Source organism: Shewanella sp. MF05956, assembly GCF_059758055.1.
In genome coordinates this window covers 1-25,202 of sequence record NZ_JCAYNV010000005.1, presented here as the reverse complement: position 1 = coordinate 25,202, position 25,202 = coordinate 1, and the positions used below count along the sequence as shown (strand labels likewise).

The 25,202-nt window shown below is 44.2% G+C and carries 18 protein-coding genes and 1 pseudogene; 9 read left to right on the top strand and 10 right to left on the bottom strand.

Annotated elements, in window-relative coordinates:
• Window positions 1-235 precede the first annotated feature (235 nt).
• Window positions 236-772 (top strand): glycine cleavage system transcriptional repressor, encoded by a 537-nt coding sequence (locus AC19MX_RS06995; protein WP_432403175.1) that lies wholly within the window; start codon window positions 236-238, stop codon window positions 770-772.
• A gap of 91 nt (window positions 773-863) precedes the next feature.
• Entirely contained in the window at window positions 864-1,334 is a 471-nt protein-coding gene (gene bcp, locus AC19MX_RS06990) for a thioredoxin-dependent thiol peroxidase (RefSeq protein ID WP_498297512.1), read from the top strand.
• Window positions 1,335-1,431: 97 nt separating this feature from the next.
• On the opposite strand, the gene AC19MX_RS06985 is transcribed toward bcp, so the two are convergent.
• From AC19MX_RS06985 to AC19MX_RS06945, 9 genes are all read right to left on the bottom strand, one after another.
• Complete coding sequence (locus AC19MX_RS06985; RefSeq protein ID WP_498297289.1) at window positions 1,432-3,597, bottom strand: cation:proton antiporter; 2,166 nt, start codon at window positions 3,595-3,597, stop codon at window positions 1,432-1,434.
• 440 nt (window positions 3,598-4,037) lie between these two features.
• Entirely contained in the window at window positions 4,038-5,207 is a 1,170-nt protein-coding gene (prpF, locus tag AC19MX_RS06980) for a 2-methylaconitate cis-trans isomerase PrpF (RefSeq protein WP_498297287.1), read from the bottom strand.
• Window positions 5,208-5,281: 74 nt separating this feature from the next.
• A complete protein-coding gene (gene acnD, locus AC19MX_RS06975; protein ID WP_432403167.1) occupies window positions 5,282-7,876 on the bottom strand; it encodes a Fe/S-dependent 2-methylisocitrate dehydratase AcnD in 2,595 nt (864 codons plus the stop codon).
• 80 nt (window positions 7,877-7,956) lie between these two features.
• Window positions 7,957-9,081: a bifunctional 2-methylcitrate synthase/citrate synthase gene (gene prpC, locus AC19MX_RS06970; protein ID WP_432403165.1), complete on the bottom strand. Its 1,125-nt coding sequence runs from the start codon at window positions 9,079-9,081 to the stop codon at window positions 7,957-7,959.
• 91 nt (window positions 9,082-9,172) lie between these two features.
• On the bottom strand, window positions 9,173-10,051 hold the full coding sequence (prpB, locus tag AC19MX_RS06965; protein ID WP_498297285.1) for a methylisocitrate lyase: 879 nt from the start codon (window positions 10,049-10,051) through the stop codon (window positions 9,173-9,175).
• Window positions 10,052-10,104: 53 nt separating this feature from the next.
• Window positions 10,105-10,749 (bottom strand): GntR family transcriptional regulator, encoded by a 645-nt coding sequence (locus tag AC19MX_RS06960; protein WP_432403161.1) that lies wholly within the window; start codon window positions 10,747-10,749, stop codon window positions 10,105-10,107.
• Window positions 10,750-11,362: 613 nt separating this feature from the next.
• Complete coding sequence (locus AC19MX_RS06955) at window positions 11,363-12,208, bottom strand: DUF3307 domain-containing protein (RefSeq protein WP_498297283.1); 846 nt, start codon at window positions 12,206-12,208, stop codon at window positions 11,363-11,365.
• A 1-nt stretch (window position 12,209) separates the two neighbouring features.
• Window positions 12,210-12,851 carry a hypothetical protein gene (locus AC19MX_RS06950; protein WP_498297282.1) on the bottom strand — a complete coding sequence of 214 codons (642 nt, stop codon included), beginning with the start codon at window positions 12,849-12,851 and terminating at the stop codon, window positions 12,210-12,212.
• A 251-nt stretch (window positions 12,852-13,102) separates the two neighbouring features.
• Window positions 13,103-14,866, bottom strand: a complete 1,764-nt coding sequence (locus AC19MX_RS06945) for a protein adenylyltransferase SelO (RefSeq protein WP_498297280.1) — start codon at window positions 14,864-14,866, stop codon at window positions 13,103-13,105.
• Between the two features lie 340 nt (window positions 14,867-15,206).
• Here AC19MX_RS06945 and AC19MX_RS06940 point away from each other — a divergent pair.
• Together AC19MX_RS06940 and AC19MX_RS06935 are read left to right on the top strand one after the other, a co-directional pair.
• Window positions 15,207-16,313: pseudogene (locus AC19MX_RS06940) on the top strand (IS91 family transposase).
• 349 nt (window positions 16,314-16,662) lie between these two features.
• Window positions 16,663-17,469: a TRADD-N-associated membrane domain-containing protein gene (locus AC19MX_RS06935; protein ID WP_498297278.1), complete on the top strand. Its 807-nt coding sequence runs from the start codon at window positions 16,663-16,665 to the stop codon at window positions 17,467-17,469.
• 680 nt (window positions 17,470-18,149) lie between these two features.
• Here the strand turns inward: AC19MX_RS06935 and ltrA are convergent.
• Complete coding sequence (gene ltrA / locus AC19MX_RS06930) at window positions 18,150-19,499, bottom strand: group II intron reverse transcriptase/maturase (RefSeq protein ID WP_498297276.1); 1,350 nt, start codon at window positions 19,497-19,499, stop codon at window positions 18,150-18,152.
• Window positions 19,500-20,124: 625 nt separating this feature from the next.
• Here ltrA and AC19MX_RS06925 point away from each other — a divergent pair.
• The 5 genes from AC19MX_RS06925 (at window position 20,125) to AC19MX_RS06905 (ending at window position 25,000) form a co-directional block, all read left to right on the top strand.
• The gene (locus AC19MX_RS06925; RefSeq protein ID WP_498297274.1) at window positions 20,125-20,532 is read left to right on the top strand and encodes a hypothetical protein; all 408 of its coding nucleotides are present in this window, start codon (window positions 20,125-20,127) and stop codon (window positions 20,530-20,532) included.
• Window positions 20,533-20,604: 72 nt separating this feature from the next.
• Window positions 20,605-21,168 (top strand): hypothetical protein, encoded by a 564-nt coding sequence (locus AC19MX_RS06920; protein WP_498297272.1) that lies wholly within the window; start codon window positions 20,605-20,607, stop codon window positions 21,166-21,168.
• Entirely contained in the window at window positions 21,165-21,542 is a 378-nt protein-coding gene (locus tag AC19MX_RS06915) for a hypothetical protein (RefSeq protein ID WP_498297271.1), read from the top strand. The genes AC19MX_RS06920 and AC19MX_RS06915 overlap by 4 nt, the downstream gene beginning before the upstream one ends.
• Before the next feature lie 1,362 nt (window positions 21,543-22,904).
• Window positions 22,905-23,879, top strand: a complete 975-nt coding sequence (locus AC19MX_RS06910; protein ID WP_498297269.1) for a DUF1852 domain-containing protein — start codon at window positions 22,905-22,907, stop codon at window positions 23,877-23,879.
• A 56-nt stretch (window positions 23,880-23,935) separates the two neighbouring features.
• Window positions 23,936-25,000: a methionine synthase gene (locus tag AC19MX_RS06905; RefSeq protein WP_498297267.1), complete on the top strand. Its 1,065-nt coding sequence runs from the start codon at window positions 23,936-23,938 to the stop codon at window positions 24,998-25,000.
• The last annotated feature ends 202 nt before the right edge of the window (window positions 25,001-25,202 follow it).

Below are 25,202 nucleotides of genomic sequence, written 5' to 3'. Positions count from 1 at the left end.
ACTAATGACAAGCTCTACGGCAAGCATTCTCTGAAATAAGTCATTTCAGTTCTCTATAATGGTATAAGCTAGCATTTTTCGACCTTAGCCACTAAAAAATAATCACATTAATGTGACCGATATAGGTTAGTATCTTGAGGTGTTTTGCAGATAAATGTTAGCATTAGCACCCGCACAAAAACGCACTGCATCGGCATGCGTTTTCGCTCAGAGATATCGACAGTGAGGAAAATCCATGACCAACTACCTGGTCGTTACGGCAATGGGTGCAGATCGCCCTGGTTTAGTCAGTCGTTTAGCGCGTTTAGCAAGTGAATGCGATTGCGATATTGTCGACAGTCGTATGGCATTATTCGGTAATGAATTTACCTTAATTATGATGATATCGGGCTCGTGGACCGCCATAACCAAAATTGAAAGCTTATTACCGAGTTTAAGTGTCGAACTTGAATTAATGACTGTAATGAAGCGCACCTCAAAACACACACCTAAAAACTTTATCTCGCGCATTGAAGTGTTGTTTAACGGTGAAGATCAGCGTGGCACCATGAAGAGTATCACCCAGTTTTTGGCCGAACGGGGCTTAGATTTAGCCGCGGTTCGCTCGCACGCTGACGATAATGACAATCTTAAAACGCAATCCATTTTATTGGCAATTAACATTCCCGATAAAGTCGACTTATTAAAGCTTGAACAAGGTATTCACGAATTGGCAGAATCAATGTCACTTGAATGCACCATCAAGCGTATGCAAGGCATTGCGGCGCCTTAACAATATTTCATTACTCAGAGTAATCACGTTGACAAGTTGAACCTTGTTCAGCAAGGCTGCGTATTATCTGCAATTCATCTGATAAGGACAAATCAAGAACACATTAACCGTAGGGGATACTGCACCTAGCTTTAGTTTACAAAACCAAGCGGGCGAAACCGTGTCTCTTAAGCAAGCTCTCACTCATGGCCCCGTGCTGGTATACTTTTACCCTAAAGCCTCTACCCCTGGCTGCACAGTTCAAGCTCAAGGATTGCGTGATGTCAAAGCCCAACTCGATGGTCTAAACGTCACCGTGTTCGGTATCAGCCCCGATCCAGTGGCAAAGCTAGCCAAATTTGCAGACAAACAAGCACTCAACTTCACCTTACTTAGCGATGAAGACCATGCTGTTGCTGATGGCTTTGGAGTGTGGGGCCCAAAACAATTTATGGGAAAACATTTTGATGGAATACATCGCCTAAGCTTTATCGTGGGCACGGATGGCAAAGTTAGCCATGTACTCAATAAGTTTAAAACCAAAGACCATCACGAAGTGGTACTGGCAACATTAGCGGAATAGTTATCAAATTCGTAGTCAACATTGACAACTATCGATAACTCCCGGCAATAAAAAAGGCTTAGCTATTATGCTAAGCCTTTTTGTTACCCGCTAACGGTTAAACCGTTTTAGGGTCGTCCTGTTGTTCAGGCTTATCTTCTTCTGTTGGCGCATCCACTGTCGCTGACTCATCAGATAATTGACTCACCGCAACGGCTGCCGCTTTTTTCTCAGCGGCTACCAATTTGGCTTTTTCTGCCGATTCTTTTTTCGCGATAACAGCTTGTTCTTCAGCAAGTAAACGCGCCTTTTCTTGCTCTTCAAACTGTGCAAGCTCTTCTTCTTTACGACGCGCCTTATCGATTGCGCGTTGTTCAGCTTCTTCTGCTTCACGGATAGCTCGCGCTTCCGCTGCGGCTTTAGCTTCTGCTTCTGCCAATGCCTTAGCTTGGCGGTCAGCTTCATCATCTAATGCACGTTGAATAATCGCTTGGTCTTGTGCTTCTTGAGGTAACAAACTGATTAACTCAATTCCCACAGGGAACTCAAATGGACCTATACCTGAAAGTACTTTTACTTTACCTTCTTTGGTTAAATACACTAATGGTAATGCGGTTTCACCGTAGCGCTTTTTAAAGTGCTCATAAGTAAAGTTTTCAGTAATGTTGGTGACTTTTAACACTGCGCCCTTGGCCATTAAACTGGCAATTTTGGCGTATGAGATATTTTCGCCAAACAAACACAAACGTTTTAAGTAAGTCTCAGACAATTGATGACGAGCACTGCCAGTGTCAGCATTGTTCAAACCATACACTTTCTCAACACCCAGTAAGTCTTGGAAATGGAATGACACCAATGGGTTTAATTGACGATATGGCGACATCACAAGCACGCGACCTACACCGCTTAAGTCCATGTAGGTTTCAGCGTGTTCTGACGCAGGGTTACCAAAGTACACCGGAATATTTTCCATTCGCGCCTGGCGAATACTGTCCCAGTTATTATCAGCTAACACCACTTTGATATTTTTCGATATTAAAACTTTCGCCAGTTCACGTGAAAAATTAGATGCACCAAAAATCAGTAAACCTTGGTTCGAACCTTCTTTTACACCCAAAAACTTAGCCCATCGGCCAGCCGTTAAACTCTGAATAACAACGGTACCAATAATGATTAAAAACACTAACGGTACAATGGAGGTTGCCCCCTCTAAGCCAACTGCTTCAAGCTTAATCGCAAATAATGATGAAATTGCCGCGGCAACAATACCCCTTGGTGCAACCCAGCTTAAAAACCATTTATCTTTTGATGATAAATTAGTACCAAGTCCAGATATCCAAATGCTTAATGGCCTTGCCACAAACATCACCACTAATAAAACAGCAATACCGCCAAAGCCAAGGTCAAGCATCGCACCAGAATCTAATCGCGCCGCCAGTAAAATAAACAGTGCCGAGATCAGTAGTACAGTAAGGGTTTCTTTAAATTCTAAAATGTCGGCAATGTCTACGCCGCGCATGTTAGCCAATAGGATCCCCATCACGGTTACGGTCAATAAACCTGACTCATGCTGTACTAAGTTAGAACCAACAAACACCCCTAGCATAATGGTTAATACTGCGGTGTTGAGTAAATAATGTGGAAATATGTTTTTACGGATAGCCAAACCCGTTAAATACCCTGCAATAGCACCTAAACCAAAACCAATGACCAAGGTTAAGCCAAGGGCATGCAATACATGAGTCGTGGGATCGTTCGAAACCGCAATGTACTCAAACACCAAAACCGCCATTAGGGCGCCAATGGGGTCAATTACAATACCTTCCCAGCGCAAAATACTGGCGAGGTTAGATTTAGGCTGTACAGTACGCAGCATTGGCACAATTACGGTCGGGCCAGTAACCACGACTAGGGCACCAAATAATGCGGCAATACTCCACTCAAAGCCCATTAAAAAGTGCGCGGCAGGGACAATCACGAGCCAGGTAACTAATGCACCAATACTCACCAGGTTGGTGACCATACGGCCATGATCTTTAATTTCTTTAAAGTTTAAAGTCAGCGCGCCTTCAAATAGGATGACCGCAACCCCTAACGAAATAATCGGGAAGAGTAAGTCGCCAAAAATCTCGTCAGGATTTAAAATGCCTAGGCCTGGACCTAACAATAAACCGCAAAGTAGTAGCGGTAAAATAGCAGGTAAACGTAACTTCCAACCCACCCATTGACACAAAAGCGACAACACACCGATTAATGCCAGCATGCCTGTGATGTGTTCAACCATATTTGATTCCTTCTTTTAATAACACTGCAATAAGTAGCAATACTTGCAATGTGCTTCACGATAATACGTGAACTGTTATGTGCTTCTGGTTTATTCGTTTTATAACCTAAACCGAAAAAGGTTAGTACGATGTTAATCAGTAATCGCGATCTCATTCCTTATGACTAACCGTAATGAAGCCCTAACTCAACTGAATAATATGTCGGTTATTTGGCGCAAATTCAGCATATAACATACTAATTTTACTACATGATCAAGCATTTTCTGATCGCTATCACATTTTGTATTAATCGCAAAATAGCTTACTAAGCTTATAATTTAATTGTTAAAAACTCATGTCATTTTATCATATCACCTTTATCTTACCGGCGATTAAATCGGCAAAAAAAAACCTTGGTATTCCAAGGTTTTATTTTTTCATGCTAAATGATCAATTGAGGTTATTGCGGCACCCTCACTTTACCTTCCATCAATACCCTAGCACTGCGGCTCATAATGGCTTTTTTAACCTGCCATTGGCCATCAACCAATTGCGCTTCAGCGCCCACACGTAATGTGCCCGACGGATGGCCAAAGCGCACAGCACTGCGCTCACCACCGCCTGCTGCTAAATTCACTAAGGTGCCAGGAATAGCTGCTGCGGTGCCAATAGCGACAGCGGCTGTACCCATCATCGCATGATGCAATTTGCCCATCGATAATGCACGTACCACTAAGTCGATGTCGGCAGTGGTCACAGCTTTACCACTTGATGATACATACTCAGCGGCGGGTGCGACAAAGGCAACTTTGGGCGTGTGTTGACGCGCGGCGGCTTCATCAATGTGTTTAATTAACCCCATTTTAACCGCACCATAGGCACGAATAGTTTCAAACATAGCGAGGGCTTTGTCATCATTATTAATGTCATCTTGCAGCTCTGTACCCAGATAATTAATATCGGCAGCATTAATAAAAATGGTCGGAATGCCCGCATTGATCATGGTGACGTTAAAGCTACCCACACCCGGCACCTCTAACACATCAACCACATTACCCGTTGGGAACATCGCGCCCTCGCCGTCTGCAGGGTCTAAAAACTCCACTTGCACTTCAGCAGCCGGAAAAGTCACGCCATCCAGTTCAAAGTCGCCTGTTTCTTGTACTTCACCGTCTGTAATAGGGACATGGGCAATAATGGTTTTTTGGATATTGGCTTGCCAAATCCGTACCACTGCGGTGCCATTGTGCGGCACACGGTTTGAGTCAATTAAGCCATTGCTGATGGCGAACGATCCCACTGCTGCGGTTAAATTACCGCAGTTACCGCTCCAATCGACAAAGGGTTTATCAATTGAGACTTGACCAAATAAATAGTCGACATCGTGATTTGCTTGGGTACTTTTAGATAAAATAACCGTTTTACTGGTGCTTGACGTTGCTCCGCCCATGCCATCGGTCTGTTTACCATATGGGTCTGGACTGCCGATAACACGCAACAACAAGGCATCGCGCTCAGGGCCAGCAACCTGGGCGGCTTCGGGTAAATCCGTTAAGCTGAAAAACACCCCTTTGCTGGTGCCACCACGCATGTAGGTGGCAGGGATTTTAATTTGTGGTAAATGAGCCATGACAACATCCTAAAATCAAATAAGAAAACGGCAGCTTGATAACAAACTGCCGATACACCAAAAAGCGACGTTAATTAGCTAGCGACTTCGTTGGCTAAAAAGTCTTGAGCAAAGCGTTGTAGTACGCCGCCCGCCTCATAAATTGAGCACTCTTCAGCGGTATCTAAACGGCATTTAACTGGAATGGTGACTTGCTCGCCATCAAGACGCGTCATCACAACAGACATCATGGCTCCCGGTTGACGGTTACCGACAACATCATAAGTTTCAGTGCCGTTAATCTCATAGGTATGACGGTTTTCACCTTTTATAAATTCAAGCGGTAACACGCCCATGCCTACTAAGTTGGTGCGGTGAATACGCTCAAAGCCTTCGGCAACAATCACTTCAACACCGGCAAGACGTACGCCTTTTGCCGCCCAGTCACGAGATGAACCCTGGCCGTAATCAGCACCGGCAATAATAATCAGTGGCTGTTTACGCTCCATATAGGTTTCAATGGCTTCCCACATACGGGTTACCTGGCCTTCGGGCTCTATACGAGCTAACGAGCCCTGGCGCACATTGCCGTCTTCCTGCACCATTTCGTTATACAGTTTCGGGTTCGCGAATGTGGCACGTTGCGCCGTTAAGTGATCACCACGGTGAGTCGCATAAGAGTTAAAGTCTGCTTCTGGTAAACCCATTTTATCCAAATAAGCACCTGCGGCGCTGTCGAGCATAATCGCGTTCGATGGTGATAAATGGTCAGTGGTAATGTTGTCGCCTAATACCGCTAACGGACGCATGCCTTTCATGGTGCGCTCACCTGCTAATGCGCCTTCCCAATAAGGTGGACGACGAATATAAGTGCTCTGTGGGCGCCAGTCGTATTGCGGATTAACATGGCTGCCATATTCAACTTTTATGTCGAACATAGGCTCATAGACTTTGCGGAACTGCTCTGGCTTAACACTGGCTTTAACCACTGCATCGATTTCTTCATCGGTTGGCCAAATGTCTTTTAACGTGACCGCATTGCCCTCTTTATCAATACCAAGCACATCTTTTTCGATATCAAAACGAATGGTACCGGCAATGGCATACGCTATGACCAATGGTGGTGAAGCCAAGAATGCTTGTTTTGCGTAAGGATGAATACGACCATCAAAGTTACGATTACCCGACAATACTGCTGTGGCGTATAAATCACGGTCAATCACTTCTTGTTGAATCACAGGATCCAATGCGCCGCTCATGCCATTACACGTGGTACAGGCAAAACCAACGATGCCAAAACCTAAGTTTTCAAGTTCGGGTAATAAGCCTGCTTCTTCTAAATACAATTGCACCGCTTTTGAACCAGGAGCCAGTGATGATTTCACCCAAGGCTTACGCAATAAACCACGGGCATTGGCATTACGGGCTAACAAACCAGCGGCAATCATATTGCGCGGGTTACTGGTATTGGTACAACTGGTGATAGCAGCAATAATCACCGCACCGTCTGGCATTTTACCTGGCTCGTTTTCAACCACGCCACTGATACCACGAGCAGCAAGCTCAGACGTTGGCACGCGATTATGCGGATTTGACGGGCCAGCAATGTTACGTCCAACGGTTGATAAATCGAAATGTAACACACGCTCATAGTCAACTTCGGTTAAGGTGTCGGCCCATAAGCCGGCTTGCTTGGCATAAGTCTCAACCAGTTTTACTTGCTCGTCGTCACGACCGGTTAACGTTAAGTAATCGATAGTTTGCCTATCGATATAAAACATCGCAGCTGTGGCGCCGTATTCAGGCGTCATGTTGGTAATGGTTGCACGATCACCCAGGGTTAAATGGGTGGTGCCTTCGCCATAAAACTCTAAATATGACGACACGACTTTTTGGGCACGTAAGTATTCTGTCAACGCTAATACGATGTCAGTCGCGGTAATGCCAGGTTGCGGTTTACCGGTAACTTCAACCCCAATAATGTCAGGCAAACGCATATACGATGCGCGGCCCAGCATCACGCTTTCGGCCTCTAATCCACCAACACCGATGGCGATTACGCCTAACGCATCGACATGCGGTGTGTGGCTGTCGGTGCCGACTAAGGTGTCAGGAAATGCCACGCCATCAAGGGCATGGACCACTGGTGACATTTTCTCTAGGTTGATTTGATGCATAATGCCGTTACCCGGTTGGATAACATCAACATTTTTAAACGCGGTTTTAGTCCAGTTAATAAAATGGAAACGGTCTTCATTGCGGCGATCTTCAATGGCGCGGTTTTTCTCAAACGCGTCTTTTTCAAAACCGGCATGCTCAACAGCCAGTGAGTGATCGACAATTAATTGCGTTGGCACTACTGGATTAACTTTTGACGGGTCACCGCCTTTTTCAGCAATGGCGTCACGAAGGCCAGCTAAGTCAACTAACGCGGTTTGACCTAAAATATCGTGACACACCACTCGCGCAGGAAACCACGGAAAATCTAAATCGCGTTTACGTTCAATTAACTGCTTTAACGAGTCCACCAACATATCAGGTGAACAACGACGCACTAAGTTCTCGGCAAATACACGTGAACAATATGGCAGTTTGGCATAAGCGCCAGGCTCAATGGCGTTAACCGCTTCTTGAGTATCAAAATAATCGAGCTTGGTGCCAGGTAAAGATTTACGGTATTGAGTATTCATAACTATATCCACAGTTAATACAAATTGGATGATCGACTATCAAAATCGAAAAAGCCGAGCCTTGAGGCTCGGCCAGTGGATTAACGTTGACTAATTGGCACAACTTTACGGGGTTCGCTACCGACATAATCAGCACTTGGGCGGATAATGCGGTTATTTGAGCGCTGTTCCATCACATGTGCCGCCCAACCGGTTAAGCGTGAACACACAAAGATTGGGGTAAACAATTTTGTTGGAATGCCCATAAAGTGATAAGCCGATGCATGGAAAAAGTCAGCGTTACAGAACAGCTTTTTGGTGTCCCACATAAACTCTTCACACGCGACAGAGATGTCGTATAACGAGGTGTCGCCGTTTTCGTGAGCTAGCTTTTCAGACCATTTTTTAATAATCACATTACGCGGATCAGACACACTGTAAATAGCATGACCAAAGCCCATGATTTTTTCTTTGCGTTCAAGCATTAACGCCATCTGTACTTTTGCATCAGCAGGTGAGCTAAATTTTTGGATCATGTCCATAGCTGCTTCGTTAGCGCCGCCATGTAATGGGCCGCGTAATGAACCAATAGCGCCAGTCACACATGAATACATATCAGACAAGGTCGATGCACACACACGAGCGGTAAAGGTTGAGGCGTTAAATTCATGCTCTGCATACAAAATCAACGACACATCCATCACTTTACGATGCTGTGCTGACGGTGTTTCACCGCGCAGCAGTTTGAGAAAATGTCCACCCAGAGATTCTTCATCTGTGGTGCAATCAATTTCTACACCGTCATGGCTGTAGCGATACCAGTAACACATAATGGCAGGGAATGCGGCAAGCAAACGATTGGCAGCTTTGTGTTGCTGAGTAAAATCAACTTCTGGTTCAAGGTTACCTAAAAACGAGCAGCCTGTACGCATCACATCCATTGGGTGAGCGTCAGCAGGAATAAGCTTTAGCACCGCTTTTAGCGCATCGGGTAAATCACGTTGCGCCGTTAACTCGGCTTTGTAAGCACTTAATTGTGCTTGAGTTGGTAATTCGCCATTAAATAATAAGTAGGCGACTTCTTCAAAAGTGGCGTTATCGGCTAAATCTGACACATCATAACCACAGTACGTCAGGCCAGAACCTGATTTACCTACGGTACATAGCTTTGTTTCGCCAGCACTTTGACCACGTAATCCTGCGCCTGATAATTTCTTGTCTACCATGATATATCTTCCTTCTTATGCTTGCTGTGTGCCCTCATCAAGAGCACACATATGTAGGGTTTTGAGTCTTATTGTTAATTTTTTTATGTACTTATTTGTTTTTGCCTTCGGCAAACAAACTGTCTAATTTTTGTTCATAGTCGTGGTAGCCCAGGTAGTCATAAAGTTCCATGCGCGTTTGCATGCTGTCAACCACCGCTTTTTGGTCACCATCGGTTAATATGGCGCTGTAGACCATTTCGGCCGCTTTGTTCATGGCTCTAAATGCGCTTAATGGGTACAGCACCATTGCCGCGCCCCACTCGCCTAACTGCTGTTTATTCCATAATTCGGTTTGGCCAAATTCAGTAATGTTAGCCAAAATAGGCACATCTAATGCCTCAGCAAAGGCGCGATAGTGCTCTTCTGTTTTAATGGCTTCAGCAAAAATGCCGTCTGCACCTGCTGCTACATAGGCTTTTGCACGTTCAATAGCCGCTGCTAACCCTTCTTGAGCAAATGAGTCGGTACGCGCCATAATGAAAAAGTCTGGGTCTGTACGCGCATCAACCGCCGCTTTAATACGGTCAACCATTTCTTCTACTGGCACTATTTCTTTATTAGGACGGTGACCACAACGCTTTTGCGCCACTTGATCTTCCATGTGCACTGCGGCTGCTCCGGCTTTTTCCATATCGCGAACCGTTTTAGCAATGTTAAACGCCCCGCCCCAACCGGTATCAATATCGACCAATAAAGGTAAATCACAGGCTGAGGTAATACGTTGCACATCCACCAGCACATCATTAAGCGATGTCATGCCTAAATCCGGTAAGCCGTATGATGCGTTTGCGACACCGCCACCCGACAAGTAAATCGCTTGATGACCAATTTGTTTCGCCATCATCGCTGAGTAAGCATTAATGGTGCCCACAATTTGCAATGGTTTGTTATTGGCTAATGCTTGACGAAATTTTTTACCTGCGCTCATGCTATTCCCCTTTATACAATGTCGTGAGTGACGTTAAACGCCACGTGTTGCGATTACGATAATTTACGTTCAATACTGTTTTTAGAATATAAAATGTGGCGACGCATCAGCATTTCGGCTAATTCCGCGTCACGATTTAAAATGGCCTGAACAATGTGTTTGTGTTCATCATAAGCGGTGGTCACACGCGGCCCCGCCATGCCAAGTTGTACGCGATACATGCGCACTAAATGATAAATGCCATCAAACAGCATTGAAATTAGGTGTTTGTTTTTGCTACCTAAAATAATTCGATAATGAAAATCAACATCACCAGCCTCTTGATAATAAGACTCGCCACCTTTGACCTCGTCAAAATGAGATTGTAATAATCGGCTTAAATCAGCGATTTCATCATCGGTCATGTTTTTTGCCGCTAACCGCGCTGCCATACCTTCAAGCGATTCACGCACTTGATACAGTTCAATCAACCCTTGCGGAGATAACGCCACAACACGGGCGCCCACGTTGGCTTTACGCTCAACAATATGGCACGCCTCTAAGCGATTAATGGCTTCACGGATCACCGCGCGACTGACCGCATACTTTGTCGACAATTCAGTTTCGCTCAATTTCGACCCGGCCTGAATACGACCTTCGACTATATCGTCTCTCAGGGCTACAAAGGTCTTATCTGCAGAAGTCACCGGCTGGATCATATTCATACCTTGGATAATAAAAACGGGCATTAAAAACAGTAACGAAAAACAAGTTGTCGACAATATAGCAAGTTTAGAACATAAAACAACCATAATTACCGAGTTATTGTCGACAAAGTGTATAAAAGAGTCCGTACTATGAAAATATCACTGCCATTGTGATACTGCCTGCGACACATTGTCGCAGATAGCGCTTTTGTGATTGCCACTTTGGCAAAGGTTATGCAAAATCAGCTTAAGGATAACGTCAGTGATATCCCCCTTTTTAAATAGTGTTCAGTAAATTATTTAACGCTGATGTTAATCTTGTTTGGTACACGCTCAGTTATTGTTTGGTTATATTTGATGTGGAATTGAATGTCATCTTGATTGAGATTGATAAAGTCAGATTTTGAATGGCTTGATTGAGAATGGCATGTAAACTTAATTGGATATGACCAACTGTCTACGCAATGCTTGGTGACTATACTCAGCGTCTATCTGCTATGGGAATGGGGATAAACGCTGATTATAGGTATCGCTTTTAATCTGTATAAGATTATAAGGCCTCTATTGATTTAGAGGCCTTTTTTTATGTGTTTTCTGCCATAGAAGCCACGCCAGATCAGCTGATTTATTTCAGTTTTACACCTAAGCCTAATGAAACTACTGCCCCGATAAGGGTGGTGATCACCACCGACAATAATGAGCCAATCAATACATATTCTGTCATGCTGCGGTTAGCTGATTGATTTAATTCACCAAACCTGAATATTGACTTAGCGGCTAATACAAAGCCTACCGCGGCATAACTGCCCACCAGCGTAAACGTCAGTATTAATAATCGTTCCAGGTAACCTATTAACTCACCACCAGCAACCAGGCCGCTAATACTGGTCGCGCGCTCTTGAATAGCATCATCATCTTTAACAGGAGCAACAGCTGTCACAGTGTCGGCATTTTCAGCTTTTTCTGCTGTGCCAGTATCTATCGCTGAGTTATCGATGGGGTATTTGCTCAATACAGCGCCTATCACAATTGAGGTTGGCTTAAGGATAATTAAGTAAGCAAACACCACTAACACGCCATCTGAAAAGTGCTTATGCGTTAACACGGCCTCAATCGATGCGCCATTTGTCACATGAAACGCAATCGCAACCAGTACCAACATATGCAAAGCCTGATCAATCACAAAGTAGGCTAACTTACCGCCCTTGGGTGTGGTCACCTTCCATAAATCGATAACAAAATGCGTCACGGCAACAGTCACAACTAAGCAAACCGTTGATCGCCAATCAATGCCTAGCACCATTGCAGGTAATATTAAGCCAATGCCATGTAGCAGTGAGTGATAGTAAAGTTCAGGTGAACGATAAGTGTGTGCTTTTTTAGCCTCAACCCAGCTATCGGGTTGAAGGTAAAAATCACAAATGATGTGAATAAACAGAAATGGAATCAGCACGCCGAAAAAATCAGTCATATTAGATCCCCGCGACTTTGTCGATAAACCGACTGTTCAGCTCATTAATTAATGGCCAACCTGACGCTTTAAGTGACTTACTCGCAGTCGCTGTCGCCACATCAAGCTGTTCTGCTAATTCACTGATCGACAATTCTTGATTGGTGCGAAGCATGGGCAACATGACTTCGCATTGGCGCGAGGTTAACTCGCTCAGTTGTTTATCAAGGTATTTAAACAGCAAGTCAAAGTACTCTGTGAGCGTGATCCTATCGGAGCTAAACAATAACCGTTCATTTTTAAGGCCATTAAGCCCTCGGCCAGAAAGCACAAATGCAGGCCCCATCGACTCAGACACCGATTCACGTAAATCGGCATTCGCGGCAATGGCAAAACTAATGCGACTATCGAAGGCTTTACCCAGCGCTTTAATGCCAATGCGGTAGATAATGGTGTATCTCAAGGCATTTTCAATATCATGCACCACAGACTGAAACTCATCTCCGCGCTCAATACTGTGCGCATTGGCGCTATGCCCTTCGCTGATCCATGTCTGTATTATTTTAATCCGTTCAAGTAGTTGCTCAAATTGGGCTGATGTAAGCTTGGTTGAGTCAACAACATCGCCAACAATCACCGCTATCGGTTTATAAGTAAACTCCACACAAGGCTCCTTTGTTTGCAGACTGATACCAATTTAGCCACTTTAAGCTAATAATGCAAATTTAGCCATTTTTGGCTAATAGCGATTAAGTGTACAAGCCTTACCGATGGATTTAGCCGTTAATGGCTAAATCTTAACATTTAGCCATTTTAAGCTAATGGCAATCACAGTACCGAGTCTCAACTAGCTTGAGAAGAACCCAAAAGTGCATTGAGTATCACAGCTGTTAAATCCGACAAGTTAGCTCTGCGTTATGACGAGCAGCTCAAGTGCGACAAACCACCGATAGCAAAATATTCAGATGCCTTAAGGCGATAAAAGCTGTCCTCTACCTCTTGAGATTGCTCAGCGTAAGGATCGGTCATCACAGTCTGCAGTTCATGCAGCAAGGTATAATCACCCTCGCTCGCTTGTTGGTATGCTGGCACCAGTAACCATTCACGCAAGCTGTACTTTGGGTTAACTTGTTTCATCTGCTTGGCGATATCGTCACGGCTGCGAGTCAATACGCTAATGTCATCACTAATGTCATCGCTATTAGCATCAGTGCTTAGCAGCGAATGCCACTGTGCTAACCAGGCCAGCCAGCGTTGCTCTAACCCTTGAGACTCTTGCGACCCTTGCGATAACTCTCGGTAAAAGCTTTTTGTCAGTGGCCCAATATCATCAGGCAACGATGAAAGTTCACGGAAAAACATTGTGTAATCAACAGAGGTTTGCTGCATCAGGGTGTTAAGCTCAGTAAATAACGCCGCGTTAAAGCGGTTAAGCCCCAATTTAGTCGCCCACATCTGCTCCATTTTTGTTTGCATCTCGGTAGAAAAATCATTAACCAATTGCTGAAGCCCATCTATACCATCAGCTTCATTTGCCAGTAATGGGCTTAATGCGGTACAAAACATCAAGTAGTTACGCCCAGCGGCTGCGTCTTGATTTAAAAAGGCAAAGTGCTGGCCGCCGCCGGTCCACGGTTGATATTGTGGGTTAAACACATCGCAAAAACCAAATGGGCCGTAATCCAGGGTAAAGCCACCTGCTGCGCAATTATCGCTGTTAAAGTTACCCTGGCAATAACCCACACGCACCCAGTTAGCCACCAATGACGTTAAACGGTTACGGAACTCACTTGCGAGTTTGAGCACTTTATCGCTTAAGGATAGCTGCGGGTCGATAACATCGGCGTATTCACGATCAATTAAGTGCAACACCAACTGCTCAAGCTCTGCCATCGCTTGCGGGTGTTCATGTTTGCGGGCGCGGCGGCCAAAAAGCTCAAGCTGCCCTACCCGAATAAATGACGGCGCAACCCGAGTGGAAATCGCCACGGCTTCGGTGATCATTCGATCGGGGTCTTGCTCACGCGAACCTTCGGAGTACCACGGGCGCTGCACTGTTTCGGTTTTCGATACATATAAACTCAGCGAGCGAGACGTAGGCACACCAAGCGCATGCATGTGCTCCTGGGCTAAAAACTCACGTACACTTGAGCGCAATACCGCACGACCGTCTGCACCGCGGCAATATGGCGTACGTCCGCCCCCTTTAAGTTGCATCTCCCAACGCTTGCCATTGATAACCGCTTCAAGCACAGACACCGCCCGGCCGTCACCATAACCATTACCGGTTTGAAATGGACATTGCTGAATATACTCGGTGCCGTAAATCGATAACGCATAGCCACATGCCCAACCAAGCTTGCTCATTGGCTCTGGAACATCTGAAAGGTCACCGGAGAACAAACGCATAAAATCAGCCGACAGCGCCATGCTGTCAGCAAAACCTAATTCTTTAAAAAAAGTACTGCTGTGGGCGACATATTCAGGGTTTTCAATCGGTGTGGGATTAACGGGAACATAGTGGCCCGAAAATACTTGCCTTGGCCAATGATCAGCACCATGAGATGTGGCATCAGGATCGCGTTTAAGTGTGTTCATCAACGAGTAATTGGCCCATTTAGCAAGGTCTTTCACTGTCTCGACAGTGGCGTTATTTTGCGGGGACAGTTGATTAGTCATAGGGATACCTGGTTAATTGAGTAGAAGGTTTGTTCACAACTTGATAGCTAATCGTATCGACGATGAGTCGATTTGTTCACGTTCTGCAATGGAACTTTTCAGCATATATATCGAAGGCCTGCGCTGTGATATTTGAAAGAGCCTGAGAGAAACCAAACCTATGGTAACGACAGCTTGTACTAATGAAAAGCAGACTTTGCGACATCTGTAAAATTGATAATTTGTCATAGGAATAGAATTCATGACCTGCGGCCACTAACGTCGTGGCGCTTCGCCCTGCACTGGTCGCCAGAGCTTGGACATAAAGGGGGCGATTTACTGGCAGATTTAGGGTGATGATATGGCGCATTATCACTTGAGTGACATACTGCAAACCCATTACGGTCACTACCAACAACATCACAAATTGAGTCAGCAACAGCGCTTGGTGTGCCAGCATATTTTAGCTTGTCGTACAGCGGCGCTCGGTCAACAGCAATGGTAATGTAATCAATGCCACTATCAGCAAAGCGTGTTCTGCTCATGCCGAGACAGACATTGTCCACGCTGCCAAGGTAAGCAAACCCAAGCGTGGATAGAGAAGCAGCAACAGCAAGTGCTGCGTTGTCGCTATTTTCATTTGGTGTTTACCTTGCCCCATGAGCTCAATGGGCTCACGCATACCGATGAACAGGCAAAGCAAGTGTACAGTGCGTTATTTGAAGCTGTGTGGCAAACGTTAAGCCGATTTGGCATGAACCGCAAACACTTACAAGGTCAGTTAGGGTGCACCGCCGTACTGCATACATGGGGGCAAACGTTAACCCAGCATATCCACTTACACTGTTTAATCCCAGGCGGGGTGGTCACTGAGCAAGGTCAATGGCGCGGCGTTAAATCAGACTATTTATTTCCTGTTAAGGCGGTCTCAACCGTGTTCAAAGCAAAGATGTTGGCTGCTCTGCGCCAGCGTGAACTCATCATTACCGATGCCAATAACCTCATCAATAAAACATGGTGCGTATACAGCAAAGCGTGTTTGTATAAAGCAGAAACGGTGGTGGAATATCTCGGGCGTTACACCCGCAAAGGCATGATGCACGAATCACGGTTAAAGCAGGTTACCGCTAATGCCATCGATATAAGCTACGTTGATTATCGCGATAATCAACGCAAAATCATGCAACTGGCACCCGATGAGTTTATCCGGCGCTACCTATTACATGTGCTGCCCAAAGGCGTGATGCGGATAAGGCATTTTGGTTTTTTGGCTAACAGTTGTCGACGTAAAAAGTTAAGCCTAATTCAACAACAAATGCCAACCAAAGCCCTTAAAGGCATCAAGGTCACTGAGCCGTTAGGGTACTGGTGTTGTCCACAATGTGCTAATGGACGATTAATGTTTATGGGGCTGGTACCACTACTAACCATGTTAGCGCGAGAGGCGAAGCTCAAGTTGTCAGGTTAATCAGAGAAAGTCGGGCTGTCAGTTATAAAAGTAAACTTAGCTAACATTCAGTTGGGTGAGGAAGCCAAACACACCCTCAAGTGGACAAATCAGAAAATAGGACGATGAAAGAGCAATGATAAAAGATGAAGAATGACAAAACCTACCTTAAAAGGTGTAATCAGAACAAACAATTAGCCGAAAGGTTGTATAAAATACCACTACCGCAAAAAAGCAAATTCCTATAGCATAAAACATACCGATTAATTTGGATGTGGCATCGGCCAAGTCCAACAAACGATTTATGCCTTGCAAACTGCGCAACGCATAAATACTAAAACGTTATGCTTTAAATATGGAAATATAGTAAATGTCAGACGAAGATACTAAGAAATCATCCACTGAACCAACTGGTGATAGACAAGAAAAGGATGGTTTACTCGCCAATATAGATGAAAAAATAACCGGCTTACAAATAAGATTAGAACACAAAGAAAGCAAAGGGGCTGATATTCTCTTAGGACTAATTATAGTCTTATCTCTTATATTCGCCTTTATAGGTAATGACTTCATGAAAAATATTGGAGTTGTAGATGATAATTTCACTTATGCACCAGTATTTGGCATTGCAGGTACTTTTTACTTCGGTTTTTTCTTCGCTTTTCTGTCCGCTAGGAGGAATGTTCGTAGACGCGATCTAGCTATAGAGCTAGAAAGCTTAAAAGCAAAGAGAAATACCATAAGGCCATTACAAGAAAATCAAAGTGTTACTCACTTTGACCGCTTAGTTGATATCAATATCAACAACCTAAGCGACTACTATTCAATGGTTAAGGAACACACTAACAAAAGCTTTTTTGCGTCTATATTTGCCGGTGGTATTGGCTTTTTACTAATAATTACTGGTCTACTCATTGGATTTACTGATTTAAAAAACTCTAATGTAATTGCGTACATTTCTTCGGGATCTGGAATAATAATTGAATTTATATCAGGTGTTTTCTTTTGGTTATACAGCAAAACTACACAGCAGTTGAAAGGGTATCATGATAGCTTGGTTAACATACAAAATGTTCTTTTATCATTTAAGGTTATTGAAGATACTGAAGACAAACCAACAAAATTGGAAATGGCTAAAACCATGATAAATGCATTAAACGCATCCAAAAACACATAATAGACGAGCTTGATTGTTAAACGAAGGTATTTGACTACTTTTCAGTCAAATACCTTTAGTGTCCATGATGGTCAATCAACAAACTCATCTACTTCGTCTGTCATTTAGCTGTCAAATCATCGTGCTTTTAGCAACAACAGCATGCAAACACATATAGAGGCTCTCTTAGTGCGATTTCTTTAAAAATAAAGAATGCTGCCTGACGCTTTCCATTCCTTTGAAATATCAGGGGCACTACGACTAAATGGATTTAGGAGGTAGAGAGACGCAGTAAGCCAAAGCCGAGACATTTATCGGTTAACCCTAAGATGGCACTATTCAAGTCAGAGGTGCTTTGTGCACAGTTAGTTTCAGGCTCATTTGACGTACGACTGAATGGCCAATGTCTGCCTCATATGATGTTCTTGTTCATCGGCTCGCATTCTTTATCATCAAAAGGCTAGCGGCTTCCTCCAGACCAAACATCGCGATTAAGCCCTTGCCATTCGCTAGTAGTTAACGTTTAATAACAGTGTGTTATTCTCTAATTGATTAGAGTAACGGTGACCTTCCTACAGAGGACTTTAACCTCATTAGTTCATGCCCATGCTGGGCGTACATCGGGTAGCCGGAGGTATCTAGCCTCCAGCCCCCACACCACCCTGCATGCGGCTCCGCACAGGGCGGTTCATTTAGAACTCCTAACTCACTTTTTGGTTAGGATAATGAACTGCGATCCATCCATCTCTTAGTGAATATAATCCTGCTTTCTTCAGATACTCATTACTCAGCGCTTGCTGTATCCCTGGTGTTTTAGAGCTACGCCAAAGGCCTTTGCTTGTGATCCCACAACCAACAGCCACTTGGATCCTGACGCCACGTTTAAGTAAGTTTTGTACCTTAGTCCGTGGTTTTCGCCACTGACGCCAGTAGCACATACGAACACGACGTCGGATCCAATGGTCTAAGTCGACACACCCTTGATAGGCGTTAGCGATGCCAAAGTAATTGATCCAGCCTTGCATGTATTGACGCACTTTAAACAGCTGATAACTCATACTCACGCCCCAATTTCGGTTCGTTAGCCGTCTCATCTTTTGTTTGAAAATGTGTAATGTTTTAGCATGCCACTGGATCTTGCCTCGGTTAAATGTAAACCCAAGAAACTTACTTTGAGCAACTTTAACCACTTGGCTTTTCTGTTCATTTACAACCAGTTTTAACTTAGCTGCAAGGTATTGAGTAATGCTCTTGAGTACTCGTTCGCCTGCGCGTTGAGACTTTACCAATATGATAAAATCGTCCGCGTAGCGGGCGAATTTGTGCTCTCGGCTTTCCAGCTCTTTATCCAGACTATCCAACATAATGTTAGAAAGTAATGGCGAGAGTGGGCCGCCTTGAGGCACACCTTCAAAGCTTGCTTCAAATTGGTCATTGACCATCACACCTGCTCGTAGGTACTTACCGATAAGCGCTAATAGGCGCTTATCCTGTACTTTATTCCTTAGTTGAGTCATCAAGAGATCATGATTAACTCGGTCAAAGAACTTAGACAGATCAACATCGACGGCAAATTTGCGTTTCTGTTTGATGATATCCCTTACTTGCAGTACCGCTTGTTTGGCATTTCTGTTCGGCCTAAAGCCAAAGCTGTTAGTCGAGAAGAATGGGTCAAACAGTGGCGTGAGTATTTGAGCAATAGCTTGCTGAATCACACGGTCAATGATGTTAGGGATCCCCAATTTGCGTTTACCGCCATCGGGTTTGTCGATCTCTACGCGCCTGACCGCTGAAGGTTGGTATTCACCTCGCTCTAATTGAGATTTACATTGTTGCCAGCCGCCTTGTTGCATCCAAAGTGGGAAGGCTTCGATGGTCATGCCATCGATGCCAGCCGCGCCTTTATTGGCTTTCACTTGACGCCAAGCTCGGTGTAGATTTTCAGGTTCGAGCAGTTGTTGAAATAGATCGCTGTTGAAGGCCGGTTGCATATCAATACGCTGCCGATAGTAATCGTCTGGCGACGTAGTGGGTATCGACAAGTTTGACAAGACTCCTCCTTCTTCTAAATGTTCAGGCCTTCACCATGTCCCAACCATTACGATGGGCGTTGGGCTACTATGCCGTCTGCTGACTTCTGCTTAATCACATGCCAAGTTACCTCGTCATGCGCTATCGGTTTCCATCTGATTCGCTCTTTTCAGTCGATGAAATTGAAAAGCCAAGGCACTTATAAACCAGAGCCTTACTGGTTAATGACCAATCGCGTGTTAAGCAGATCTCCCCAGATAAGAACATGAACTTTCTTTGCACTGCTGCATCATTTACGGTGGCCATTAGATCACGTGATTTCGTCGTCTTGTGCCAACTCATCTCTAGCCTACGCCTCATATGATGTTCTTGTTCATCAGCTCGCAAATTTGCTAGCGGCTTCCTCCAGACCAAACCTCGCGATTAAGCCCTTGCCATTCGCTAGTAGTTAACGTTTAATAACAGTATGTTATTTAAACGGTGACCTTCCTACAGAGGACTTTCACCTCATTAGTTCATGCCCATGCTGGGCGTACACAAGGCCATTAAGAACGGACACGTAACAGCTTGCTCGGTTCCGCTCCGCTTCACATTTTAGCAAGCTATTACTTAGCCGCTTATGGCGGCGTTTGTGTCAGGAGAAATATGAAGCACTACACCTACGAAAATACTGTAAAGCAGCAAGCTGATGTTTTGTGTTATGCATTCTCGCCTGACCTAATTTATGCGTCTGAAAAAGAACTGATGCGGTTTTTACAGGTTCTATGCAAACATTTTCCTAAGACCGATAATGGCGACGGTTTGTTTAAGCCAATGGATAATCAGACTTATATAAATACCTTTAATAATGCGTATTCGAACGTTTTCCGGCTCATCGAAGCAAAACGTACCAGAAGGCGGCACTGGCAAATGTTCTGGTTAGCTCTACTAACTCTAGTGGTTCTTGCTGTTACATTAGGCAATGACATATATATCGACAAGCAAAGCAACAACGATCAATCAACGTCGGCAACACTTAACGAGTCAAAGCACTTGGAGCTGGTAAAGCTGTAACTTTTTTTGTTCCAAAAAGTCGCCAACTTCACCAAGCCGGTGTTTAAGGCGTTACACATCAAAGGAGTAGAAATGGAAATCACATTCCAAATAGATGATCTGGAATTCGACCAAGAGCAAAAAGCACTAATCAAGAAAACATTAAAAATTGAAGATGCAGAGATTCCTGGAGCTATAAATAAGATAGCCAAGGCTGCTCTTACAGAATATTTGACGATGTTAGTGGAAGGAGGAATGCCAAACAGAGCAGATGAGGCAAAACAAGACCGGTTACTCTATCTGATCCAAAGCTATTTTGGTCGTGTCCTCCCAAACGAATCCCAAATTTCAACTGTGTTTCAGCTAACACAAAGCCAAAGCAAAACCCTACTAAAAAATACTGTCTCTCGATTTAGGCACAAACTAGATGATGTCTTGCTCAATACCATGAAGTCAATTATTGAAACCGCTGAGTATTCCAATGAAGTGTATTTGGTGGTCATTAACTCTGATGTAATCAAAGATGAGCTAAACATGCTCATAACTCAAAATGAACCAACATTTAAACCTATTACAAAGCGTGCAGGTAGTGCTGGCCAATTTGTTATTAGTGAAGATTCTCATGCTCTTCTTTGCAGGGAGCTTGGTTTAAGTTGAATGACATTATTGCAATATCAGGCCTGCTGCTAACGCTTGTAACGTTTTTGTTTAATCTCGCTTGGCCAAAAATCAATGAGGCTTTGAGTCTGGATGAAGCCACACCAGGCGCCAATGCAAAAAAAAGGTGTAGGGAAAAAATCAACAAAACCATACTTGGAACAGTGCTTCCTTTATTTGTTGCATTTTTCGTTCTGTTTTATATCAATCTTCCGACTGCGGTGAAGATCATATCATCAAGTGAAATAGCACTCTGGAACTTCGATGCTGATGACACTCTGTATGTTATGGTCGTTTATGCGTTAGCTGCATTCGTAATTTTAAATGGTAGTTTGCTGTATAGGCTGTTAAGAAAGCAGTCAAAATTCAAGTAAATGACTAATAGGGTAGCCGGAGGTATCTAGCCTCCAGCCCCCACACCACCCTGCATGCGGCTCCGCACACGACTAAATGACCAATGATGTTCCAGGCATCAACATGGCATTCCCTCCGGGTAGATCAACGCAGGAGCATGTTGTCGAGGGCGGTTCATTTACTCTCTTTAAAGAAATGACCTAACTCACTTTCTGGTTATCTATTTATTACAATAATGAACTGCGACCCATCCATCTCTTAGTGGATATAACCCTATTTTCTTAACTATTTATTCGAGCTTGTTTATTCGAGCTTGGCATTACTCAATATTATTTCTGTGTCCCTAATAATCACTGAAAACAAAAGTCGAACTACGCCAGAGCCTTAACTTGTGATACCCAAAACACTTCGTGGAGTATCACAAGCGCTACGACGTGAGTGGCCGCAGGACATAAAGAACAAAACACCTGGATCCCGGCTAAAAAGCATTGCCGGGACGACGAGCGGGTTGGAACAGGCCTTTTGGCCCGAGTAGAATTTAGTTGAATAAGGGAGAAGTAATTAATAAACAATGACTTATGGCGTTTTTTTGTTTTGAAAATGAATTTTTATTTCTTTAAAAATGCCTAAATTCAACTCCGAACTTGAGGCCGTTGAAGACTTTTTACAAAAGAATACGTGAGCTGGCCATGGCCTTTCACGCACATCCATGTGCTTCAAGGCATTCAGGCATCCTGCCTATCAGAGCCAGCTAGCTTTAGAGGGGAAGGGTCGTTCTTTGGCATCCATGCCACCACGACATTCGTGAATCCATTCACATCAGACTCCTATCTGAAGCGTTAGCATTTTCATTCTTTACCATAAAGAGGTGGCCGAAGCAGACTACAAACACGGCCCAAAGCTGGATTAAATTTCCGTCGCAACTTTTTCGCTCATCAGAAAATGTTGCCGGAACGCTGAGGGTTTGCAAAGGCTGATTTATGAACAAGAATGCGCTTTACCCTTTTGCTCTGGTGTGGGCGAAGCGCCACGACGTTAGTGGCCGCAGGCCATAAAGAACAAACACCTGGATCCCGGCTCAAAACCATTGCCGGGACGACGAAAAAGTCGCTAACAACCAATGTTAACTTCAGGCGACGGCCTATGCTAATCACACTGTTTACTGATGATGAATTGCGCTCATGTTGCAGGTGAAATAAACCCGTTTTTGTTGATGTGCCAAACCACGTATAAATAACTCAACGCTTAGCAAGCAAGCTTTAAGCTGTACTTGAGCCATCTGATATGGAAAAAGCACTGCAATCTACAGGCTAGATGAGTAGAGCCTTAACGAGTCAAACAACGGCTCGGGTTGGAATTTGACAAATGGGAACCAAAACATCATGAATAAACAATTTACCTTTACCGTTAATAGCATTTGTCTTGATGAAAACTATCATCCCTCAGACACAACGCGGATCACCACCAACTTTGCCAATTTAGCCCGTGGAAGTTATCGCCAGGCTAACTTACGTAACGCGTTAAAAATGATAGACAATAGTTTTAATGCCTTAGCGCATTGGGATAACCCTAGAGGCGATCGCTATACTGTCGAACTTGAAATCATTTCGGTTAATATCGATATAGCAGGCAGTGGCCAAGCCTTCCCGTCGATTGAAATCTTGAAAACCACCATTGTGGATAGCAAAACCAACAAACGCATTGACGGTATTGTTGGCAATAATTTTTCATCTTATTTACGCGATTACGACTTTAGTGTCTTACTGCCAGAACATAACAAAGACCAAGCGCAATTTAGTATTCCAACTGACTTTGGCGAACTGCATGGCAAGCTATTTAAGTCTTTTGTGAATTCAGATGTTTACAAACAGCACTTTACTAAGCCACCGGTTATCTGCCTCAGTGTGTCGGATAACAAAACCTATCAGCGCACTGAGAATCAACATCCGGTATTAGGGGTTGAATACCAGCCCTATGAGTCGTCGTTAACTGAACAATACTTCCAAAAAATGGGCTTACAGGTACGTTACTTTATGCCGCCCAATACCGTGGCGCCGCTCGCGTTTTATTTTGTGGGTGATTTACTCAATGACTACAGCCACCTTGAACTGATAAGCACCATTAGCACCATGGGCACCTTTCAAAAAATCTACCGTCCTGAGATTTATAATGCTAATGCCGTGGCAGGAAAATGCTATCAACCGAACTTAAACAACCTTGATCATTCACTCACTCAGATTGTTTACGATCGCGCCGAACGTAGCCAACTGGCTAGTGAGCAAGGCAAATTCGCAGCGGAGCACTTTATTAAGCCCTACCAAGCAGTGCTTGAGCAATGGTCTGCTCATTATGCGTAATCGCTAGGCTTAATAACCTGCGTTAACCGTTAACCCCAATTGATGGCATTAATACTATGAAAACATCGCTTAAAAATACACTGTTACCGACTTCAACTGCTGGCAGTTTACCTAAACCTTTATGGCTGGCCGAACCTGAAACACTGTGGTCCCCCTGGAAATTACAAGGTGACGAGTTAGTTGTTGGCAAACAAGATGCGCTGCGTTTGTCATTACACGACCAACTGCAAGCAGGTATCAATATTGTTAGCGATGGCGAGCAGACACGGCAACACTTTGTCACTACCTTTATTGAACACCTCAACGGCGTTGATTTTCAAAAACGTAAAACCGTTAAAATTCGTGATCGCTATGATGCCAGCGTCCCTACCGTTGTAGGGCCTGTGAGTCGGCAAAAATCAGTCTTTGTTGAAGACGCCAAGTTTTTACGCCAACAAACCACGCAACCGATTAAATGGGCGCTACCTGGCCCCATGACCATGATAGATACACTTTTTGATGATCATTATAAAAGTCGCGAAAAACTTGCCTGGGAATTTGCCATCATACTCAATCAAGAAGCCAGAGAGTTAGAGGCGGCGGGAGTGGATATTATCCAATTTGATGAACCTGCATTTAACGTGTTTTTTGATGAGGTCAATGATTGGGGCATCGCATGTTTAGAACGCGCCATAGAAGGCCTTAAATGCGAAACAGCGGTACATATATGTTATGGCTATGGCATAAAAGCCAATACCGACTGGAAAAAATCCTTAGGTTCCGAGTGGCGTCAATATGAGCAAGCGTTTCCTAAACTGCAACAATCGAATATCGATATCATCTCTCTCGAATGCCACAACTCTCATGTGCCAATAGAACTGCTTGAGCTCATTCGCGGCAAAAAAGTCATGGTTGGCGCGATTGATGTGGCAAGCAATACCATAGAAACGCCAGAGGAAGTGGCAGACACCTTACGCAAAGCTCTGCAGTTTGTTGATGCCGACAAGCTCTACCCTTGCACCAACTGCGGCATGGCGCCGTTATCTCATCAAGTAGCCAAAGATAAACTTAAAGCCTTAACTGCCGGTGCTGAGATTGTCAGAAAAGAGCTTTTGGCCAAGAAGAATAAGCTTCAAGGTTGATTATAAGACAGTTTACATAGTTGGATAGATAGGTCATTTACGACCAATGTTGATTAAAACGTAGGCCTATCTATACCCAGGGCGAGATCGTGAATGTTTTTTGAACAATTTGACGCACTATTTGACGTTAACATCTCGCTATGATCTTATACTCCCTTTTTTCGGGAGCACACCATGCATATTGACCACTTCAAAGAGAATT

Coding starts and splice junctions, on each gene's coding strand:
- AC19MX_RS06905 (WP_498297267.1), top strand. CDS start 23,936: ATGAAAACATCGCTTAAAAATACACTGTTACCGACTTCAACTGCTGGC.
- AC19MX_RS06945 (WP_498297280.1), bottom strand. CDS start 14,866: ATGACTAATCAACTGTCCCCGCAAAATAACGCCACTGTCGAGACAGTG.
- prpC (WP_432403165.1), bottom strand. CDS start 9,081: ATGGTAGACAAGAAATTATCAGGCGCAGGATTACGTGGTCAAAGTGCT.
- AC19MX_RS06995 (WP_432403175.1), top strand. CDS start 236: ATGACCAACTACCTGGTCGTTACGGCAATGGGTGCAGATCGCCCTGGT.
- prpF (WP_498297287.1), bottom strand. CDS start 5,207: ATGGCTCATTTACCACAAATTAAAATCCCTGCCACCTACATGCGTGGT.
- acnD (WP_432403167.1), bottom strand. CDS start 7,876: ATGAATACTCAATACCGTAAATCTTTACCTGGCACCAAGCTCGATTAT.
- AC19MX_RS06925 (WP_498297274.1), top strand. CDS start 20,125: ATGAAGCACTACACCTACGAAAATACTGTAAAGCAGCAAGCTGATGTT.
- AC19MX_RS06910 (WP_498297269.1), top strand. CDS start 22,905: ATGAATAAACAATTTACCTTTACCGTTAATAGCATTTGTCTTGATGAA.
- prpB (WP_498297285.1), bottom strand. CDS start 10,051: ATGAGCGCAGGTAAAAAATTTCGTCAAGCATTAGCCAATAACAAACCA.
- AC19MX_RS06985 (WP_498297289.1), bottom strand. CDS start 3,597: ATGGTTGAACACATCACAGGCATGCTGGCATTAATCGGTGTGTTGTCG.
- AC19MX_RS06955 (WP_498297283.1), bottom strand. CDS start 12,208: ATGACTGATTTTTTCGGCGTGCTGATTCCATTTCTGTTTATTCACATC.
- AC19MX_RS06960 (WP_432403161.1), bottom strand. CDS start 10,749: ATGATCCAGCCGGTGACTTCTGCAGATAAGACCTTTGTAGCCCTGAGA.
- AC19MX_RS06935 (WP_498297278.1), top strand. CDS start 16,663: ATGTCAGACGAAGATACTAAGAAATCATCCACTGAACCAACTGGTGAT.
- AC19MX_RS06920 (WP_498297272.1), top strand. CDS start 20,605: ATGGAAATCACATTCCAAATAGATGATCTGGAATTCGACCAAGAGCAA.